Annotated in this window: 16 protein-coding genes; 10 read left to right on the forward strand and 6 right to left on the reverse strand. The window is 65.3% G+C overall.

All coding sequences use genetic code 11. The features are described 5' to 3' along the window. Positions 1-14 precede the first annotated feature (14 nt). The gene (locus G5A46_RS07615) at positions 15-1,010 is read right to left on the reverse strand and encodes a DUF2125 domain-containing protein (protein WP_239520660.1); all 996 of its coding nucleotides are present in this window, start codon (positions 1,008-1,010) and stop codon (positions 15-17) included. Positions 1,011-1,076: 66 nt separating this feature from the next. On the opposite strand from G5A46_RS07615, the gene G5A46_RS07620 reads away from it, so the two are divergent. The 3 genes from G5A46_RS07620 to G5A46_RS07630 all read left to right on the forward strand — a co-directional run bounded on the left by G5A46_RS07620 (position 1,077) and on the right by G5A46_RS07630 (position 5,503). Continuing rightward, positions 1,077-1,607: a gamma-glutamylcyclotransferase gene (locus tag G5A46_RS07620; protein ID WP_163848776.1), complete on the forward strand. Its 531-nt coding sequence runs from the start codon at positions 1,077-1,079 to the stop codon at positions 1,605-1,607. A gap of 65 nt (positions 1,608-1,672) precedes the next feature. Continuing rightward, positions 1,673-2,908: a biopolymer transporter ExbB gene (locus tag G5A46_RS07625; protein ID WP_163848778.1), complete on the forward strand. Its 1,236-nt coding sequence runs from the start codon at positions 1,673-1,675 to the stop codon at positions 2,906-2,908. Between the two features lie 3 nt (positions 2,909-2,911). Continuing rightward, positions 2,912-5,503, forward strand: a complete 2,592-nt coding sequence (locus G5A46_RS07630) for a peptidoglycan -binding protein (protein ID WP_163848780.1) — start codon at positions 2,912-2,914, stop codon at positions 5,501-5,503. A 103-nt stretch (positions 5,504-5,606) separates the two neighbouring features. Here G5A46_RS07630 and G5A46_RS07635 read toward each other — a convergent pair whose 3' ends face one another. The 3 genes from G5A46_RS07635 to gloB form a co-directional block, all read right to left on the reverse strand. Further along, entirely contained in the window at positions 5,607-6,689 is a 1,083-nt protein-coding gene (locus G5A46_RS07635) for a M23 family metallopeptidase (protein WP_239520661.1), read from the reverse strand. Then, positions 6,686-9,016 (reverse strand): ATP-dependent Clp protease ATP-binding subunit ClpA, encoded by a 2,331-nt coding sequence (clpA, locus tag G5A46_RS07640; protein ID WP_163848782.1) that lies wholly within the window; start codon positions 9,014-9,016, stop codon positions 6,686-6,688. The genes G5A46_RS07635 and clpA overlap by 4 nt, the downstream gene beginning before the upstream one ends. A 164-nt stretch (positions 9,017-9,180) precedes the next feature. Continuing rightward, positions 9,181-9,948, reverse strand: a complete 768-nt coding sequence (gloB, locus tag G5A46_RS07645; RefSeq protein ID WP_338050027.1) for a hydroxyacylglutathione hydrolase — start codon at positions 9,946-9,948, stop codon at positions 9,181-9,183. A gap of 53 nt (positions 9,949-10,001) precedes the next feature. Between gloB and G5A46_RS07650 the strand changes: the two genes are divergently transcribed. Beyond that, on the forward strand, positions 10,002-10,763 hold the full coding sequence (locus tag G5A46_RS07650) for a class I SAM-dependent methyltransferase (protein WP_163848784.1): 762 nt from the start codon (positions 10,002-10,004) through the stop codon (positions 10,761-10,763). A 146-nt stretch (positions 10,764-10,909) separates the two neighbouring features. On the opposite strand, the gene G5A46_RS07655 is transcribed toward G5A46_RS07650, so the two are convergent. Next, positions 10,910-12,997, reverse strand: coding sequence for a hypothetical protein (locus tag G5A46_RS07655; RefSeq protein WP_163848786.1), 2,088 nt, complete (start codon positions 12,995-12,997; stop codon positions 10,910-10,912). Positions 12,998-13,518: 521 nt separating this feature from the next. Here G5A46_RS07655 and G5A46_RS07660 point away from each other — a divergent pair. The 6 genes from G5A46_RS07660 (at position 13,519) to G5A46_RS07685 (ending at position 18,895) form a co-directional block, all read left to right on the forward strand. Continuing rightward, positions 13,519-14,079: a F0F1 ATP synthase subunit delta gene (locus G5A46_RS07660; protein WP_163848788.1), complete on the forward strand. Its 561-nt coding sequence runs from the start codon at positions 13,519-13,521 to the stop codon at positions 14,077-14,079. After that, a complete protein-coding gene (gene atpA / locus G5A46_RS07665; RefSeq protein WP_163848789.1) occupies positions 14,079-15,617 on the forward strand; it encodes a F0F1 ATP synthase subunit alpha in 1,539 nt (512 codons plus the stop codon). Before G5A46_RS07660 ends, atpA begins: the two co-directional genes overlap by 1 nt. Positions 15,618-15,629: 12 nt before the next feature. Further along, entirely contained in the window at positions 15,630-16,511 is an 882-nt protein-coding gene (locus tag G5A46_RS07670; RefSeq protein ID WP_163848791.1) for a F0F1 ATP synthase subunit gamma, read from the forward strand. Positions 16,512-16,529: 18 nt separating this feature from the next. Beyond that, complete coding sequence (gene atpD / locus G5A46_RS07675; protein WP_163848793.1) at positions 16,530-17,954, forward strand: F0F1 ATP synthase subunit beta; 1,425 nt, start codon at positions 16,530-16,532, stop codon at positions 17,952-17,954. 11 nt (positions 17,955-17,965) lie between these two features. Further along, positions 17,966-18,385 (forward strand): F0F1 ATP synthase subunit epsilon, encoded by a 420-nt coding sequence (locus G5A46_RS07680; protein ID WP_163848795.1) that lies wholly within the window; start codon positions 17,966-17,968, stop codon positions 18,383-18,385. Between the two features lie 159 nt (positions 18,386-18,544). Beyond that, positions 18,545-18,895, forward strand: coding sequence for an H-type lectin domain-containing protein (locus tag G5A46_RS07685; protein ID WP_163848797.1), 351 nt, complete (start codon positions 18,545-18,547; stop codon positions 18,893-18,895). An 82-nt stretch (positions 18,896-18,977) separates the two neighbouring features. Here the strand turns inward: G5A46_RS07685 and G5A46_RS07690 are convergent, their stop codons facing one another. Continuing rightward, complete coding sequence (locus tag G5A46_RS07690; protein WP_163848798.1) at positions 18,978-19,661, reverse strand: metal-dependent hydrolase; 684 nt, start codon at positions 19,659-19,661, stop codon at positions 18,978-18,980. Positions 19,662-19,675: the final 14 nt, after the last annotated feature.

Consider the following 19,675-nt stretch of genomic DNA (forward strand, 5'->3'; position numbering starts at 1 on the left):
ATGCGCCGGGGCGGTTAGCGCAGGCGCAGAACCGGTGCCGGGCCCAGCGGGATCGGGCCAAAAGTGACCATCCCGTCGCGAAAACTCAGCGTGACATCCAGCGTGTTGGGATTGCCCTTCAGCCGCGCCATCAGGCCCAGTGCGCTTTCGGCCGACCGGGCGGCGCCTTCGGACAGGGCCCCCGCCGAGACGGCGACGCGCAACATGTCCTGCCAATTGCGCGCCTGCACGTCCAGATCGCCGGAGGGCAGGCCACGGGCGTCGATATCCAGCGTGCCTGTGGCTTGCAGCGCCAGGCGGCCCCATTCGGCCCGCGCGAGGGACAGTGCGATGCGCTGCGGCTGCGGCCGCGCGACTTCCAGCGCCGAGATGTCCCACGGCTTGTCAAAGGTGACATCGGCGTCGATCTTCACCTCCTGCACCGCATCGGGCAGGGCGACCCCGCCGGCCATCCGCCGCACCAGCGCCGCCGGGGGCGACACGCCATCGGCCTGCACGCCCAGGCGGTAGGTGCTGCCCGTGTCGCCCCGGCGGGCCAGGGCCAGGCGAAGATTGTCCATGCGCGCGGGATCGTTGGTCTGCACGGCCAGGTTGCTGGCCACCAGGTTGGACTGGATCAACGCCAGCTCGGTCCCGGCTTCCAGCCGGAGAGAGGCGCGCAGATCGTCATTCGTCACCGGCAATTTCGCCTGCGGTGTGGCGACCTGCATCTCCCTGGGCCAGACGGCGATGACATGGGTCGGGCGGTAGGACAGGGCCAGCAGCTGAAAGATCGGCAGCTCCCAGGCCAGGCCGGTGTCGGGATCCGCCAGCGTCATGTCGCGCCAGGTGGCGTCGAACCGGTTGGGAAATCCGCGCAGCGTGAAATCGGAATGCTCCGCCACCCAGCCCTCGGCGCGGCGGGCGTCGAACCAGGCGTTCAGCCCGCGTTTCGCCCCGATGGCGCCGACGACCCAGTAGCCCGACCACAGAAGTGCCGCCGCCAGGATCACATATACCAGCCGTTTCATGCCCACCCCTTTGCCCATCCGTGGTGAACGTGTTTATAGGGCCTGCAAAACGGAGGGCCAGTCACGATGGCGTTGTGGGTGTTCGGTTACGGATCCTTGTTGTGGAACCCCGGGTTCGACCCGGAGGAAAGCGTGGTTGCCACGTTGGAGGGCTACGCGCGGTCCTTCTGCATGTCCTCCATCCACCATCGCGGCAGCGAGGCGGAGCCGGGGCTGGTGCTGGCGCTTGACGAACAGCCGGGCAGCCGCTGCACCGGGCTGGCGATGAAGGTCCGTACCGACGAGGAGGCGCCGGTGCTGGCCATGCTGCGGGAACGCGAACTTGTCTCTTCCGCCTATCTTGAGCGGATGGTGGACCTGACCCTGTCGGACGGGCGGATGCAATCCGCGCTGGCCTATGTGATCGACCCGCAGCACGTGCAATATTGCGGCGGCCTGCCCGTGGCGGACCAGGCCCGGATCATCGCCCGCGCCCATGGCGGAATGGGCCCGAACACCGAATATCTGTGGAATACCGCCCGCCACCTGGAGGACCTGGGGCTGGGGGATGCTTATCTGACGGATTTGTCAGCCAAGGTGCGGGCGATTCGCGGATAATCTATTGGCTTGAAGGCCCGGAAAGACTACAAAAAACGGGATAAACCCTGTCAGGAGCTGTCCTTATGGACCAGCCGGACCGCGAGGCCGAGCCGCAATTCTCGCAACCGATTCGCCAGATCGTTCTGATGTTGATCGCTCTCGGGCTGACGGCAACAGGCGCGGTATTCGCCGCGCCCAGCGTCATGCCCGTGTTCGAGGCCAATCCCTATCTCAACGGCTTCATCGCGATGGTGTTCATATTCGGCGTCCTGGCCTGTTTCTGGCAGGTGGCACAGCTGATCTCCTCGGTTCGCTGGATCGAGGCCTTCGCCCAGGACAGCGGCGCCAACAACGACCGCAAGGCGCCGCAATTGCTGGCGCCGTTGGCCACGTTGCTGCGCGCGCGGGCGCGGCGGATGCAGATTTCATCGACCTCTGCGACCTCCATCCTGGAATCTGTGGCGACCCGGATCGACGAGGCGCGGGAGATCACGCGCTATATCGTCAACCTTCTGATCTTTCTTGGTCTTCTGGGGACGTTCTACGGGCTGGCCACCACCGTTCCAGCGGTGGTCGACACGATCCGCAGCCTGGCCCCGCAGGAGGGGGAAGGCGGGGTGGAGGTGTTCAACCGCCTGATGACCGGGCTGGAGGCGCAGCTGGGCGGCATGGGCGTGGCCTTTGCGTCCTCCTTGCTGGGTCTGGCCGGATCGCTGGTGGTGGGGCTGCTGGAATTGTTCGCAGGGCACGGGCAGAACCGGTTCTACCGAGAGCTTGAGGAATGGATGTCCACGATTACCCGCGTCGGGTTCGCCGCCGGGGATGCGGAGGTGGCGCCGGAACAGGCTGCCATGGCGGGCGTGGTCGACCAGCTGGCCGAACAGATGGCCGTGCAAATGGACAACCTGCACCACATGCTGGCCCAGTCCAACGCCAATCGCGACGGCGTGGATGCCCGGCTGACCGGCCTGGCTGATGCCATCGACCGCCTGACCGATCGGATGCCCGCGCCCGTACAGGGCGGTGACATGGCTCCGGTGAACGACGCCCTGTTGCGCGTGGCGGAGGGGCAGGAGGCCTTGCTGGCCCGGCTGACCCAATCGGGAGAAAGCGAAGGGCTGGACGCCGAAAGCCGGATGCGCCTGCGGTCCATCGATGTGCAGATGCTGCGCATTCTCGAGGAAATCTCAGCCGGTCGTCACGAAACCATGGCAGAGCTGCGCACCGATATTGCCGCTCTCAGCCGCGTGATTTCCCAGACGCAGCGCACCCAGGCCCAGGCGCGGCCCGCCCCGGTGCGCAAGCCGACGGACGGGTAGGCGATGTCGCTGTCCCGTAGATCAGGGGCGCGGTTCCAGGCGTCCATCTGGCCGGGCTTCGTCGATGCGATGTCGGGGCTGCTGCTGGTTCTGATGTTCGTGCTGTCGATCTTCATGGTCGTGCAATTCGTCCTCAAGGAGACGATCTCTGGCCAGGAATCGGAGCTGACGACTCTTTCGTCGGAAATCGCGGCGCTGACCCAGGCGCTGGGCGTGGAACGACAGCGGGCGGAGGATCTGACCGACGACCTTGGTGAATTGCGCGCCACCCTGACGGAAACCGAGGACCGCGCCGGCGAACAGGCCGCGTTGATCGCCTCACTGACCGCGGAGCGGGCGGAACGCAGTGCCGCCCTGGAGGCGGCGCAGTCCCGCATCACCGATTTCGAGGCGCAGGTGACGGCCCTGTTGTCGCAGCGCGACGCGGCCCTGGGCAACGTGGCCGAACTGGAGGTCGCGCAGGACAATCTGTTGTCGCAGCAGGAGGCGCTGGAGCTGGCGCTGGCAAATGCGCGATCGGAAATCGATGCGGAAGCCGAAGCCGCCCGTCTGGCCGCAGCCCGCAGCGACGCGCTGGAAGCGTTGGTCGCCGATCTGCGGAGCCGCAATGCGCAGGCCGGCGAAGAAACCGCCGCCCTGACCAGCCGCGTCGAAACGCTGGAAGCTGAGCTGAGCGCCGAGGAACAGGCCCGCCTGGCGGAGGCCGCCGCAGCCCAGGCCCTGCGCGACCGGCTGAAGGACGCCGACAGCGAGCTGACCGCCATGACCCTGGCACTGGAGGAACAGCGCAAACGGGCGGAGGATACGCTGACCCTGCTGGCCGCCGCCGATGCCGCGCGGGACGATCTGAACAGCCGCCTGGCCGCTGCCCTGCTGTCGCAGGAGGAAACCGCCGCCACGCTGAACCAGGCCCGGAACGAGCTGGCCACCACGCGCGACCGGCTTGAGGAAGCCGAGGCCGGTCGCCAGGCCAGCTTTGGCCAGCTTTCCGCGTTGGAACAGGCGCTTGCCGCCGCGCTGGCCGATGTCGATGACCGGGAAGCCAAGCTGGCGGAGATGGACGCCCGGCTGGCCGTGCTGGAGGCCGCCCTGGGCACCGCCGAGGAAGAGCGTGCCACCCTTCAGGCCCGGTTGACTGCGGAAACCGGCGCCCTGTCAGAGCAGTTGGAGACGGCGCAAGCCGCCCGTAGCGCGGCCGAAGCCGAAGCGGCCCGCAACCTCGACCTGGCCCGAGCCACCCAGGAAGAGCTGGAAGCAGAAATCGCCCGCCTGCGCGCCGAAGCTGCCGAACGCGAAGGCGCCCTGACCGCCCGACTGGAGGCATTGCAACAGGACAACGCCGGCGCCGTCGATGCGCTGGACAGCGTCGAACGCCGCATCGTCGCGTTGGAAGCCGCGCTGGCCCGCGCCGCTTCGGAGAAGGCGGGATTGGAAAACCGTCTTGCCTCTGCGTTGAAAGCGGAGGACATGGCCGCCGCCCTGCGTCAGGACAAAGAGGCGCTGGAAGCCGATCTGCAAGGTGCGCAGGCCGCCGTGGAAACCCGCCAGACCCGGATTGGCGAGTTGGAACAGAAACTTGCCGCGCTGGAGGCCACGCTGGCGCGCACCACGCAGGATGCCCAGACCGCGCAGGATCAATCCGCTCAGCGCATCGCGTCCTTGCGCGATCGCCTGGCAGAGGCATTGGCCGCCCGCCAGAAGGCCGAGGCGGCAACGGCAGACGCTGCCGAGGTGCAGCGCCAACTGACCGCCGCGCTGGCCGCCAAGCTGAAGGCCCAGCAGGAGGCCGAATCCCGGCTGAGCGAGGCGGAGCAGCGCGACATCCTGCTGCGCCAGGCCAACAAGGAGCTGGAACAGCAACAGGCCCAATCCGCCGAAAGCCAGCGCCGTGCGACCCTGTTGAATCAGCAGGTGTCGGCCCTGCGCTCGCAATTGGCCAGCCTCAAGGCGTTGCTGGACGATTACAAGGAACGCGACGCGGTCGCGCAGGTAGAGTTGCAATCGCTGGGCTCGGAGCTGAATGCGGCGCTCGCGCAGGTCGCCTCGGCGGAGCGGAAGGAACGTCAGCGCCTGGAAGAAGAGGCCCGGCGCCTGGAGGAAGAGGCCCGCCTTGCCGCCGAGGAGGCGAAGAAGCTGGAAAACTACCGCTCTGATTTCTTTGGTCGGATGCGCCAGATTCTGGGCGATCAGGAAGGCGTGCGCATCGTCGGCGACCGTTTCGTTTTCTCCTCCGAAGTGCTGTTCGCGCCGGGAGAGGCAACCCTGTCAAGCGAGGGTCAGCGCAACATCGCGCGGGTCGCCGACACGCTGCGCGCTGTGATCGACGACATCCCCCCGGAAATCGATTGGATCATCCGCGTCGACGGCCACACGGACAACGTGCCGCTGTCGGGCTTTGGCGAGTTCGTCGACAATTGGGAATTGTCGCAGGCGCGGGCGCTGTCGGTCGTGCGCTTCATGACCGATTTCCTGGGCCTGCCGCCGGATCACCTGTCGGCCAATGGCTTTGGCCAGTACCAGCCCATCGCGCCCGGTGACAGTGAAAGTGCCCGTGCCCAGAACCGCCGAATCGAACTGAAGTTCACCGAACGGTAAGGTTTGGCGGGTAGAGAGGTGGTCAGGATGGCAGGGCTCAGGATGGCAGGGGCCTAGGCTTGCTGGGCGCCCGGGCGCGCCGCCAGGCGCTGCCTGACACCGTTCAGCGGGTCAGCAGGGTGGATGCGGTGATCCGGCCGATCTCCACCCCGTCTCTGGACAGGATCGCCTCCCCCCGGTAGGGGCCATCAGGAAATTCTGGCTTCATCCGGCGGCCGCCTGCGCGGTACATCTGGGCGCGGGTCTTCTCAAGCGTTTGGCGGGTCTCGTAGAAAAGGCCGTCCGGCCCGTCGATACGCAGGGTGATCACGTCGCCCTGTCGCGTGCCGAAGGCATGGACCCAGACCACCAGCGCCCCGTCGGCGCGGGAAATTTCGGCGCTGTGCATTGTCCCGGCCTTCACGTCGGCATATTCCGGAACGGCGGTCCAGAAGCCCGCCCCGATCAACCCTCCGGGCACCAGTGCCAATGTCTTGTCACGCCAAAGCGTCTCCTGCGCTGGCCCGCCGCAGGTGACAGCTTCCGGGGCGAAGGGATCGACCACCCGGTCCCCCTCTCGCAGGGAGAGGTGAAGATGCGGGAATTGGGTGCGCCCGGACAGGCCGATCTGGCCCAACACGTCACCTGCCGCGACACGATCCCCGCTGCGCACTGTGACGCTGCCGCGTTTCAGGTGGCAATATTGGGTTTCCCAACCGCCGGCGTGGCGGATCACCACGCCATTGCCGCATTCGCGATCCTTGATGGTCTCGGCATGTTCGGCGCGGTAAAGGCGATCCTCCATCCCGTCACGCATCCCGCGCACCACGCCGGGCGCTGCGGCCACGACGTTCACCCCGGCCGCCATCGCACGCAGGGTGGGCAGGCCGAAATCCGTTCCCTTGTGCCCGTCGTAAGTCAGTGGCCCGCAGGTGAAGTCCTGCGCGGCGGGGCCGGGATCGGAATCGACGAAATTCTGGATGTGGCAGGTGGTGCCGGGAACGCAGTCCACCGGCAGGTCCAGCAGCGGTGGCCCCAGGTCCTGCGCCAGGGCTGTCGATGCGGCCATCGCCAGCGCGCCCCTCAGCAGCAGCACACCCAGCCGCCGGGCAAGGCGCGCGGGGCGGGGCATGGTGAACCGGCCGTCCGGGGCGGACAGCGAAAAGGCGGGGACCAGCCCCGCCTTTTCGGTCGTTTCCTGGATCATTCGGCTGTCAGCAACGGGGGTTTGTTCCCCGACAGGCGCGGCTTGTCCGGCCCGTTGATCTGCAAGTCCAGATCGCCATTCTTCACCGCGACGCGGACAACGCCGCCCTTGGCCAGCTTCCCGAAGAGCAATTCTTCAGCCAGGGGCTTCTTGATATGCTCCTGGATGACGCGGCCCAGGGGACGGGCGCCCATCTTGTCGTCGTAGCCCTTGTCGGCCAGCCATTCGGCGGCGGGACGCGTCAGCTCGATGCTGACCCCGCGATCCAGAAGCTGGGCCTCCAGTTGCAGGACGAACTTCTCCACCACCTGAAGGATCACGTCCTTGGGCAGCGGTGCAAAGGAGATGACGGCATCCAGACGGTTGCGGAATTCCGGTGTGAATGTCCGTTCGATGGCGGCGGTGTCTTCCCCCTCGCGACGATCACGGCCAAAGCCGATGGCCGATTTCGCCTGTTCCGTGGCGCCCGCGTTGGAGGTCATGATCAGGACCACGTTGCGGAAATCGACGGTGCGGCCGTTGTGATCGGTCAGGCGGCCATGATCCATGACCTGCAACAGGATGTTGTAGACATCCGGGTGCGCCTTCTCGATCTCGTCCAGCAGCAGAACGCAATGCGGATGCTGGTCCACGCCATCGGTCAGCAGCCCGCCCTGGTCGAACCCGACATAGCCGGGCGGCGCACCGATGAGGCGGGAAATCGCGTGTTTCTCCATGTATTCCGACATGTCGAAGCGCAGCAATTCCACCCCCAGCGTATCCGCCAGCTGGTTTGCCACTTCCGTTTTGCCGACGCCGGTGGGACCCGCGAACAGGTAGTTGCCGATCGGTTTTTCCGGCTCCCTCAGGCCGGCGCGGGCCAGCTTGATCGCGGAGGCGAGGGATTCGATGGCGTTGTCCTGCCCGAACACCACCCGTTTCAGGGAACGTTCGAGGTCCTTCAGGACTTCGGCATCGTCCTTGGACACGTTCTTCGGAGGGATACGCGCGATCTTGGCGATGACGGCCTCGATCTCCTTGGTGCCGATGGTCTTGCGCCGCTTGCTTTCGGCGACCAGATGTTGGGCGGCGCCGGCCTCGTCGATGACGTCGATGGCCTTGTCCGGCAGCTTCCGGTCGTTGATGTAGCGGGCGGAGAGTTCAACCGCCGTCTTGATCGCATCGGAGGTGTACTTGATCTGGTGGTGATCCTCGAAATAGGGTTTCAGCCCTTTCAGGATCTTCACCGTATCCTCCACCGAGGGTTCGGAGACATCGATCTTCTGGAACCGGCGCGACAGGGCGCGGTCCTTTTCGAAATGCTGGCGGAATTCCTTGTAGGTGGTGGAACCCATACAGCGCAGCTTCCCGCCCTGAAGCGCGGGTTTCAGCAGGTTGGAGGCATCCATCGCCCCACCGGAGGTCGCACCGGCGCCGATCACGGTGTGGATCTCGTCGATGAACAGCACGGCGTCGGGGTGATCCTCAAGTTCGGTCATCACGGCCTTCAGCCGTTCCTCGAAATCGCCGCGGTAGCGGGTGCCGGCCAGCAGCGCGCCCATGTCCAGCGAATAGATCGTGGTCTGCGACAGCACTTCTGGGGTCTCGCCCGAGATGATCTTGCGCGCGAGCCCTTCGGCGATGGCAGTTTTCCCGACGCCGGGATCGCCCACCAGCAGGGGGTTGTTCTTGCGGCGGCGGCACAGGACCTGGATGCAGCGTTCGACCTCGTGTTCGCGGCCGATCAGGGGATCGACATCGCCATGCTGGGCCTTGGTGTTCAGGTCCACGCAATACTTGTCCAGCGCGCTTTCCTTGCCGTCGCCTTCGGGGGTGGCGGAGGTGCTGTGTGTCTCCTCCTCCGCCTCGGGTGCGCCGGTGACGGGGCGGTTCTCGCCGTAGGCGGGGTCCTTGGCCACGCCATGGGCGATGAAATTCACCGCGTCATACCGGGTCATGTCCTGTTCCTGAAGGAAATAGGCCGCGTTGGATTCGCGTTCGGCGAAGATCGCCACCAGCACGTTGGCGCCGGTGACTTCGGTCCGGCCGGAACTCTGGACATGGATCGCGGCGCGTTGGATCACCCGTTGGAAGGCAGCGGTCGGCACGGCCTCCGAACCGTCGACATCGGTGACCAGATTGGCCAACTCGTCCTCGACGAATTCGACGAGCGTCTTTCGCAGATCCTCGGTATCCACCGAACACGCCTTCATGACGCGGGTGGCATCGGGCTCGTCGATCAGCGCCAGCAGCAGATGTTCCAGCGTTGCGAATTCATGTCGGCGGGCGTTGGCCAAGGCCAGCGCCGCGTGGATTGCCTGTTCCAGCGTGGTCGAGAATGAAGGCACTTGGGTGCTCCTTTTCGATTAGGTTGGAGCGAAGCGCAGGCCCCGGTCCAACCATGGCCTCATAAGGTTAAAGTTTGGTCGATACCGGCGCGTCTTCAAGGATTTTCTGCATTTCGCTGATCACATTTCGCTGCGCGTTGCCGATTTCGCGCGGAGCTGTGGCATCAGAATGCATCCTTGCGGCGCCGGATTTCGGCAAACACCTCGGCAGGAGAGACCCCCTGCATGCCAAGGTTTTCCGCAACCTGCGGCACATGCGACCGCAGGAATGGGTTGGTGTCCAGTTCTTCGGAGAGTCTGACCTGCGCGGTCGGACGGTTTGCGGCACGGGCGGCTTTCACCGCCTCGACCCTCGAAATAAGTGCTTCGTTTTGCGGTTCAATGGTCAGGGCGAATTTCGCGTTGGCCGCGGTATATTCATGGCCGGAATAGACCATCGTGTCCGGCGGCAGCGCGGCCAGTTTCCGCAGGCTGTCGAACATCTGGTCATACGTCCCCTCGAACACGCGGCCGCAGCCGAAGGCCATCAGGCTGTCGGCGGTAAACACGGCGCCGGCCTGGTCGAAATGGAACGCCATGTGGCCCAGGGTGTGGCCCCCGACCTCCATCGCGATGGTATGGGCGGGGCCGTCGCCGCCGGTATCGCCGGGGTTCAGGTAGTGATCCAGCGGCGGCAGCCTGGCCTTTTCCGCAGCCGGGCCCATGGTCATCAGGCCAAAGCGGGATTTCAGCGCGTCCAGCCCGCCGACGTGATCGTGGTGGTGATGGGTGATCATCAGGACGCCGGGCTCCCAGCCGCGTGCCTCGGCCGCGGCGATGATCGGCGCGGCCTCCGGCGCGTCGATGATGCAGACACCATCGGGCGCCTTCACCAGGTAGGCGTAATTGTCGTTCAGGCAGGGGACCGTCACGATGTCGAGGGCCATGGTCATTTGCACTCCGCTTGCTATTGTCTTCAGTGAAACCGATTGCCGGGCGGTGTGCAATGCATCTGGACGTACAGGATCTGCGCAACTTTTATTACCGCTCCATGCTGGGGCGGGCGGCGCAGGCGCAGGTGCGCGGCGCGGTGCAGCGGCTGTGGCCGGAGGCCAAGGGCCAGACGGTGGCTGGCTTCGGCTTTGCGGTGCCGCTGTTGCGCCCCTACCTGAAGGACGCGCGCCGGGTGATCGGGCTGATGCCCGGGCCGCAGGGGGTGATGCCCTGGCCCGCCGGCATGCCCAACGTGTCGGTGCTGTGCGAGGAAACGCTGTGGCCGGTGGAGACGGGGCATGTCGATCGGCTGATCCTGATGCACGGGCTGGAAACGTCGGAAAACCCCTCCGCCCTTCTGGAAGAATGTTTCCGCGTGCTGGGGCCGGGCGGCAAGGCGCTGTTCATCGTGCCGCATCGCTCGGGGCTATGGTCGCGGTCGGACCGGACGCCGTTCGGCTATGGCCGGCCCTATAGCCAGGGGCAGCTGGAATCGCAGCTTAAGCGCCACGCCTTCCTGCCCGAGCGTCATGTGCACACGCTGTATCAACCGCCCTCGCACCGGCGGTTCTGGCGCAGGACGGCGGTGTTCTGGGAACGGACCGGCGCGGCCCTGTCGGTGGTGATTTCCGGCGGAGTTCTGATCGTGGAGGCGACGAAACGCGTGCAGGCGCCCAGCGGGCCGGGGGTGCGCGATCGTCCGGCGCGTGGGCTGGGCGTGCTGGAAGGTCTGGGCGCCGGCAAGCCCAAGACGGCCCGCGATATCGCCCCCTGACGCTGCTTTGCGTCATTGTGAGTCCCGCCACGCTGGGCAGGGGCCATACATCTCACCAAGCGGCAACCATCGCCGGTGACGGGCGGTCCTTCCGGCGGGTCTGTTGCGGCGGCGCGATCCCGTGCCTGCCCCCACCGGGGGCCGGGCTACAGCGACAGCGCCGTGTCGGATGCGGCGTCAGGCACGTTCAGCTCCGGGGTCAGGTTGATCTGGCCAGACACGCTTGAGCCGGAGGGCGTGACTTCGGCCATCGACGTGCCCTGGTTGATCCGCATCACCAGGGTGCCGGGTTGCCCCTCGGGATCGGCCTGCCAGGCGGCGGCGTCGAATTCGGTGTCTGCGGGCGTGTGGACCACCAGGGTGGAATAGCTGCGGGTGGTCACGTTCTCTGCCGGGGTGTCGGTTTCGGTCAGGCGGACGAGGTGGATCTGGCCGGGCAGGCTGTCGTCCTGGTCGATGGTCAGGCTGTCCGCGCGGTCCGTCAGGTCGATATCCGAGGTAAGGCCGGTCGCGCCATTGGCCACGCTTTGGGCGTTGATGGTAAAGGCCAGCGTATCCGCGCCATCCCCGCCGGCCATGTCGGCAGAGCCGGAGGCAGCCAGTACATCGTCGCCGGGACCGCCCAGCACGGTGCTGTCGCCCTCCACCCCGGTGATCGTATCCGCGCCGTCCAACCCGTCGATCAGGCTGCGGGTCATGGCATCGGTGCCAGTGATGGTGTCGGCCTCGGCGCTGCCGGTGGCCAGCTGGGCGCTGCTGACGTTGGCCGTGCCGGAGGCGTCGAAGAAAGCAGCGGGTTCGCCCCACGTGGTGACGACAGCGATGTCCTCCGCCGTCAGATCCGTTACGCCCTCGACGCGGACGCTGCGCATGATGTCGGCGGCGCCGTCATCGGAATTCACGTCGCGGAAATGAAACTGCACCTCTGAGAAGGTGCCGTCCTCCGCAGCGCGGATGGAGATGTCGTCCAGGACCAGCCCCTCCTGCACGCCCATCTCGATGGCGATCACGTCCTCGCCCTTGACGAAATCGGTGATCACGCCCAGATCGCCTTGCGCCGACAGATCGCCGGGCTCCAGATCGCCGGGGGCATAGGCTTCCAGCCCGACCAGGAAGGTATCCGCCCCGTCGCCGCCGGTGGCGACGTTGCGGTCGGCCAGGTCAACGCCGGAGTAGTCGTCACGACTTTCCACATCGGCAAAGCGCAGCACGTCGTCGCCCGGCCCGCCCCAGCCTGCACCGCCGTCCAGCGTGATCGTGTCGTCGCCGGATTGCCCGAAGGCGCGAGCTTGGCCTTGTACGTGCAATGTATCGTCTCCGGTTTGGCCACGGATGGTGCTTTGGCCGTCGGCTTCCATCATGTCGTTGCCGGCGCCGCCGTAGGCGAGGGCCTGGTCCGTGGCGAACAACTGGTCATCCCCTTCGTTGCCGCGTCCGATGGCGCCGTCGCTGGCGGTGATCACGTCGTCGCCCGCCAGCCCGTTGCCCTTGGCTCCGGCCGTGACGTTCATGGTGTCGGCCCCGGCGCCGCCGAACAGGGTGCTGTCGCCGGTGCCGTCCATCAGGTCGTCGCCATCGCCGCCGTAGCCGGTGCCATTCTCGATGGTGCGGATGTAATCGTCGCCGGAATTGCCGTAGACAAGGCTGTCCCCGCGCGCCACGACGTGATCCTGCCCTGGCCCGGCAAAGACCTGGGCCTCATCGTCGCCCTTCATGAAGTCGTCGCCCTGGCCGCCATAGCCCTGCGCGCGGTCATCGACAAAGACCGCATCGTCGCCGTCCCCGCCCAGGGCCCAGGCGTCGTCATAGCCGAACATCCGGTCGGCACCATCTTCGCCAAAGCCAAGGGCGGTGTCTCGCAGGTTGAACGCGTCGTCTCCCGCGCCGCCGCGCAGGGTGGCCGCGCCGGCACCGTCCAGATCGTCGTCCCCGTCCCCGCCCAGCCCCCGGCTGGCGCCCCGGGCAATGATCTCGTCCATGCCGCTGCCGCCATTGCCAAAGGCATTGTCCAGCAGCCTCAGCATGTCGTCATCGGCCCCGCCGTACAGCTTGGCATTGCCGCTGGCCTGCAACGTGTCGTCGCCGCCGCGGCCTTGGTACTCCTGCTGTCCGTCGATTTCGGCGATGTCGTCGCCGTCGGAGCCGTCCGGACGGGGGCTGTCGCCGTCATCGTCATCACCACCGACGAAATTGGCGGCCAGAAGAGAGAAGAAGAAAATCGCGAGCAGTTCCATGGCATTCATCCCGGTCAGGGCGCGTACAGGGGCGTTGCGCCGAACGCATCGGACCCTACATCCGGGGGGCATGCGGGGCGTGGAAACACAGCGTTTCCACTGACGGCCTGTCGACTGGCCGGCAAATGGGGACGCTTTGCCGCAACTGTTTCCGCAAGCAGGACAATGCCGACATGCCGGCCGCCATGGTCCGGCGCTTGCCGTTGTGATTCGACATCGGCATACAATCTGCATACCGTCGTGCACGTTAATCGGGCGCTTTCATGACCGATTTCCGCAACGACAGGCGCCGCAAAATGCATCTTGCGGTCACGGACGGGGGTGAAAAGGGAGTTGCAGGTTTTACATGCCCTTGAAAACAAGGGCTGGCGCTGTTTGCGCAAAAGCCCTGTAGCGGGTTGATGGGTCTGTGACCCTCTGCTACACCCACGCCGATTTTGATGCTTTGGCGCCCGCCAAGGCTGCAACGCCCCTGCGCTGCTGTTCCAGCAGTTCCGGGCCTGACAATCGGAAGGGTGGACGTGTCCGAACCAGCTTCGATTTCCTCCGGCATTGCCGACCGCTATGCTACCGCCATCTTCGAGATCGCGCGGGATGCCGATCAACTCGATGCGCTGGCGACGTCTGTCGACGCGCTGGGTGATGCGCTTGGCGAAAGCGATGACCTGAATGACCTGATCGGGTCGCCCGTCTACAGCCGCGAGGCCCAGGAAAAGGCGATCCTTGCCGTGGGCGAGAAGATGGGGCTGACCGCCTCGCTGAAGAACGCGCTGGGCCTGATGGCGCAGAAGCGGCGGCTGTTCGCACTGCCGCAACTGGTCGCCCGCCTGCGCGCGCAGCTGGCCGATCACCGTGGTGAAATCACCGCCGACGTGGTCAGCGCCAAGGCCCTGACCAAGGCCCAGTCGGACAAGCTGTCCAAGGTGCTGGCCGACAACGTGGGCAAACAGGTGAATATCAATGCTACCGTCGATGAAAGCCTCATCGGCGGACTTATTGTGAAAGTGGGCTCCAAGATGATCGACACCTCGATCGCGGCGAAGCTCAACTCCCTCCAGAATTCCATGAAAGAGGTCGGATAATGGGAATCCAAGCAGCCGAAATTTCTGCGATCCTGAAGGAGCAGATCAGTAACTTTGGCCAGGAGGCCGAAGTGGCCGAGGTTGGCCGCGTGCTTTCCGTCGGTGACGGGATCGCCCGTGTTCACGGCCTCGACAACGTCCAGGCCGGCGAGATGGTCGAGTTTCCGGGCGGCATCATGGGCATGGCGCTGAACCTCGAGGCCGACAACGTCGGTATCGTGATCTTCGGCTCCGACCGGGACATCAAGGAAGGCGACACGGTCAAGCGGACGAACTCCATCGTGGACGTTCCCGTCGGCGACGGCCTGCTGGGCCGCGTGGTCGACGGTCTGGGCAACCCGATCGACGGCAAGGGCCCGATCAAGTCCGACACCCGCCTGGTCGCCGACGTGAAGGCGCCGGGGATCATCCCGCGTAAATCCGTGCATGAGCCCATGGCCACCGGCCTGAAGGCGATCGACTCCATGATCCCGATCGGCCGTGGCCAGCGGGAGCTGATCATCGGCGACCGTCAGACCGGCAAGACCGCCGTGGCGCTGGACGCGATCCTGAACCAGAAATCCTACAACGATGCCGCCGGCGAGGATGAGGGCAAGAAGCTCTACTGCGTCTACGTCGCCATCGGCCAGAAGCGGTCCACCGTGGCGCAGCTGGTGAAGAAACTGGAAGAGACCGGCGCGATCGAATATTCCATCGTCGTCGCCGCCACCGCATCCGACCCCGCGCCGATGCAGTTCCTGGCCCCCTATTCCGCGACCGCCATGGCAGAGCATTTCCGCGATAACGGTCGTCACGCGCTGATCATCTACGATGACCTGTCCAAACAGGCCGTCGCCTATCGTCAGATGTCCCTGCTGCTGCGCCGTCCGCCCGGGCGCGAAGCCTACCCGGGCGACGTGTTCTACCTTCACTCCCGTCTGCTGGAACGCTCGGCCAAGCTGAACGAGGACAACGGCTCCGGTTCGCTGACCGCGCTGCCGATCATCGAAACCCAGGGCGGCGACGTGTCCGCGTTCATCCCGACCAACGTGATCTCGATCACCGACGGGCAGATCTTCCTGGAGACCGAGCTGTTCTACCAGGGCGTCCGCCCCGCCGTGAACACCGGCCTTTCGGTGTCCCGCGTTGGCTCCTCCGCCCAGACGAAGGCGATGTCCTCCGTTGCCGGTCCGGTGAAACTGTCCCTCGCCCAGTATCGCGAGATGGCGGCCTTCGCGCAGTTCGGGTCCGATCTGGATGCCTCCACCCAGCGGTTGCTGAACCGGGGCGCGCGCCTGACCGAACTGATGAAGCAGCCGCAATATTCGCCGCTGACCAACGCTGAAATCGTCTGCGTCATCTTCGCCGGGACCAACGGGTTCCTCGACGATCTGCCGATGAACGACGTCAAGCGGTTCGAAGCCGACATGTTGAAATACATGCGCAACGAGCGGAGCGACATCCTGGACTGGATCACCAACGAAGATCCCAAGATCAAGGGTGAAGCCGCGGACAAGCTGAAAGCAGCAATCGACGAATTCGCCAAAGACTTCGCGTAAGGGAGAGACGGGATGCCTTCTCTCAAGGACCTGAAAAACAGGATCGAGTCGGTCAAATCGACCCGCAAGATCACCAAGGCCATGCAGATGGTTGCCGCGGCGAAACTTCGCCGCGCGCAGGAGGCCGCCGAGAACGCTCGCCCCTACGCGGCGCGCTTCAACGCGGTCATGGCCCAGCTTGCCGCATCGGTCGGAGGGGCGGATTCCGCGCCTCGCCTGCTGACCGGCACGGGCAAGGATGACGTGCACCTGCTGGTCGTGATGACGGCGGAGCGCGGGCTGTGCGGCGGCTTCAACGCGAATATCGCGAAGCTGGCCAAGCAGCACGCCGACCGCCTGACGCGCGACGGCAAGACGGTCAAGATCATCACCGTCGGCAAGAAGGGCCGCGACAACATGCGCCGCGGCTACGGCGACATGTTCATCGAACATGTCGACCTGACCGAGGTGAAGACTCTCGGCTACGGGGATGCGCAGGGGATCGCCAAGGGGATCCTGGCGCGGTTCGACGCGGGTGAATTCGACGTGGCAACGATCTTCTTCGCCGAATTCCAGAATGTGGTGACGCAGATCCCGACGGCGCAGCAGATCATCCCCGCCCAGTTCGACGTCGAAGACGGCGCGGACGAGGGGGCTGCCACGCTGTACGATTACGAACCCGACGAAGAGGCGATCCTGGCGGACCTGCTGCCGCGGGCCGTGGCGACGCAGATCTTTGCGGCGCTGCTGGAAAACGGCGCCTCGGAACAGGGCGCGCGGATGTCTGCAATGGACAACGCGACGCGCAACGCGGGCGAGATGATCGACAAGCTGACGATCGAGTTCAACCGCTCGCGTCAGGCCGTCATCACCAACGAACTGATCGAAATCATTTCGGGCGCCGAGGCGCTCTAACGGAACCGGAGACGAAACATGGCAAACGCAAAAGGCAAAGTGACCCAGGTCATCGGCGCCGTTGTCGATGTGCAGTTCGACGATCACCTGCCGGAGATCCTGAACGCGCTGACGACTGAGAACAACGGCAAGAAACTGGTTCTGGAAGTTGCGCAGCACCTGGGCGAGAATACGGTTCGCGCCATCGCGATGGACGCGACCGAAGGTCTGGTCCGCGGCCAGGAGGTGCTTGACACCGACGGCCCGATCTCGGTGCCCGTGGGGACCGCCACGCTGGGCCGCATCCTGAACGTGATCGGCGAGCCGGTCGATGAAATGGGCCCGGTGGAAGCCACCGAAACCCGCGCCATCCACCAGCCGGCACCCGATTTCGCCGATCAGGCGACCGAGGCCGAAGTGCTGGTCACAGGCATCAAGGTCATCGACCTGCTGGCCCCCTATTCCAAGGGCGGTAAAATCGGCCTGTTCGGCGGTGCCGGCGTGGGCAAGACGGTTCTGATCCAGGAACTGATCAACAACATCGCGAAAGTGCACTCCGGCCTGTCGGTCTTTGCCGGTGTGGGGGAGCGGACCCGCGAAGGGAACGACCTGTATCACGAGATGATCGAATCCGGCGTTCTGACGCCCGACAACCTGCCCGATTCCAAGATCGCGCTGGTCTACGGCCAGATGAACGAGCCGCCGGGCGCCCGTGCCCGTATCGCGCTGACCGGCCTGACCCTGGCCGAACAATTCCGCGACGCGACCGGGACCGACGTTCTGTTCTTCGTGGACAACATCTTCCGCTTTACCCAGGCCGGTTCGGAAATGTCCGCGCTGCTGGGCCGGATCCCTTCTGCCGTGGGCTATCAGCCGACGCTGGCCACCGACATGGGCGCCATGCAGGAGCGGATCACCTCCACCAAGGCGGGGTCGATCACCTCGATCCAGGCCGTCTACGTTCCCGCGGATGACCTGACCGACCCCGCGCCTGCGACCACTTTTGCGCACCTTGACGCGACCACGGTTCTCAACCGCGCGATCTCGGAGCTGGGGATCTACCCGGCGGTTGACCCGCTCGACTCCACCTCGCGCCTGATGGACCCGCAGATCGTCGGCGAGGAGCATTACCAGGTGGCCCGTGACGTTCAGGGGATCCTGCAACGCTACAAGTCGCTTCAGGACATCATCGCCATTCTCGGGATGGACGAACTGTCCGAAGAGGACAAGCTGACCGTGGCCCGCGCCCGGAAGATCCAGCGGTTCCTCTCGCAGCCGTTCGACGTGGCGAAGGTCTTCACCGGCTCCGACGGGGTGCAGGTGCCGCTGGAAGACACGATTTCGTCCTTCAAGGCGGTTGTGGCCGGTGAATACGATCACCTGCCCGAAGCTGCGTTCTACATGGTCGGCGGCATCGACGACGTGAAAGCCAAAGCCGAGAAGCTGGCCGCGGAAGCGGCGTAAGGGGCTGAACAATGGCGAATACCGTAACCTTCAGCCTTGTCTCGCCGGAACGGAGCCTCGCCTCCGGTCCCGCGACGGCAGTGCAGATCCCGGCGACCGAGGGCGACCTGACGGCGATGGCGGGGCATAGCCCCCTCATCACCACGCTGCGCCCCGGCGTCCTGCATATCGACGGGCCGGACGGCGGTGACGATTATGTCGTGACCGGCGGTTTCGCCGAGATCTCGGCCGAAACCGTCACCGTGCTGGCCGAACGCGCCCTGCACCAGAAAGAGATGACCCAGGAGATCATCGACAGCTGGGTGCAAGAAGCGCATGAGGCGCACCAGAACGCGCATCAGGACGTGGCCGATGCCGCGGCCAAGCTGCTGTCTGACATGGTGGCCCTGGGTGGGCATATCGGGCTGAGCCCGAAGCAGCCCAACCTGTGACCTGACCTGCGTCGTGACGATCCGGCGCGAAATCTTAAGGAAAAACCCCGCCTCGGCGGGGTTTTTTCATGTTCTGATGGATTTTCGGCGGTTTTCCACCGTAAGGTTAACCACTTCGTGACCGCACCCCGCGACTTGGAACAAGAGCCGCAGAACACAATGAAAAGACTACGCAATCACTACATCGGCGTTGAAGAGGGCGACAATGTCCTTTTCTCGGACTTTCAGGACGGCGGTGACATGTGGACCGGGACAGGTCCGCGCGAACGCCGGCGCAGGGTCACGTTTTCCGAGAGCTTCCGCACCATTCCCGTGGTGCAATGCGCCCTGTCGATGTGGGATATCGACAGCGCCACCAACCAGCGCGTGGATCTCTCTGCCGAGGCCATCGACGTGGGCGGGTTCGACATCGTGTTCCGCACCTGGGGCGACACGCGGGTCGCCCGCGCGCGCGTCCGCTGGATGGCATTTGGCGAATTGCGCCATGCAGATGAATGGGATCTGTACTGAACCAATCGCCGTCCCTGCGCCCTGACCGAAGGCGCCGCGACCCGAAGACCGCGGCGCGTGGTGGTTGGGTGTCTTCCGGCGGTCAGATGGTCACCGGTTCCATCACTTCCGCCTCGATCACGTTGACGCCGGGCAGGGCGTCGATCAATTCCTGCGCGCTTTGCTCCAGCAGCGGGAAGGTCTTGTAATGGCAGGGGATCACCGTCTTGAAATCAAAGAAGGTTTTCGCCGCATAGGCCGCGCGCCGCATGTCCATGGTGAAATGCCCGCCGGAACACAGCAGCCCGATATCCGGTTGATGCAGATCGTTGAACACTTTCATGTCGGCCATCACGTCGGTGTCGCCGGTGAAGTAGATCGTGTGTCCTTCGCCTGCGATCATGAACCCGCTTTCGCCGCCCGCATAGCCCCCGTCGGGAGAAGAGGACGAATGCACCGCATGCACCATCGTCACCGCCACCTCGCCGATCTGGATCGTTCCGCCCTTGTTGAAGCCGGTGGTGTTCTCCACCCCCTTCGAGTCCAGCCAGCCCATCAGCTCGACCATGCCCGACACGGGCGCGCCGGTTTCCTGCGCGACGGCCACCGTGTCGGCGACGTGATCGCCATGGCCGTGGGACAGCAGGATATGGGTCACGCCCTCCAGCGCCTCGGCCCGCCGATCGTCGGGAAAGGACGGGTTGTCGCCCAGGAACGGATCCAGCAGCAGCACCTGCCCCGCGATCTCGATCCGGAAACTCGAATGGCCCAGCCATGTAATCTTCATTGTCGCCTCCTAGC

It is taken from the genome of Pseudooceanicola aestuarii (genome assembly GCF_010614805.1).
GTDB classification, from domain to species: domain Bacteria; phylum Pseudomonadota; class Alphaproteobacteria; order Rhodobacterales; family Rhodobacteraceae; genus Pseudooceanicola; species Pseudooceanicola aestuarii.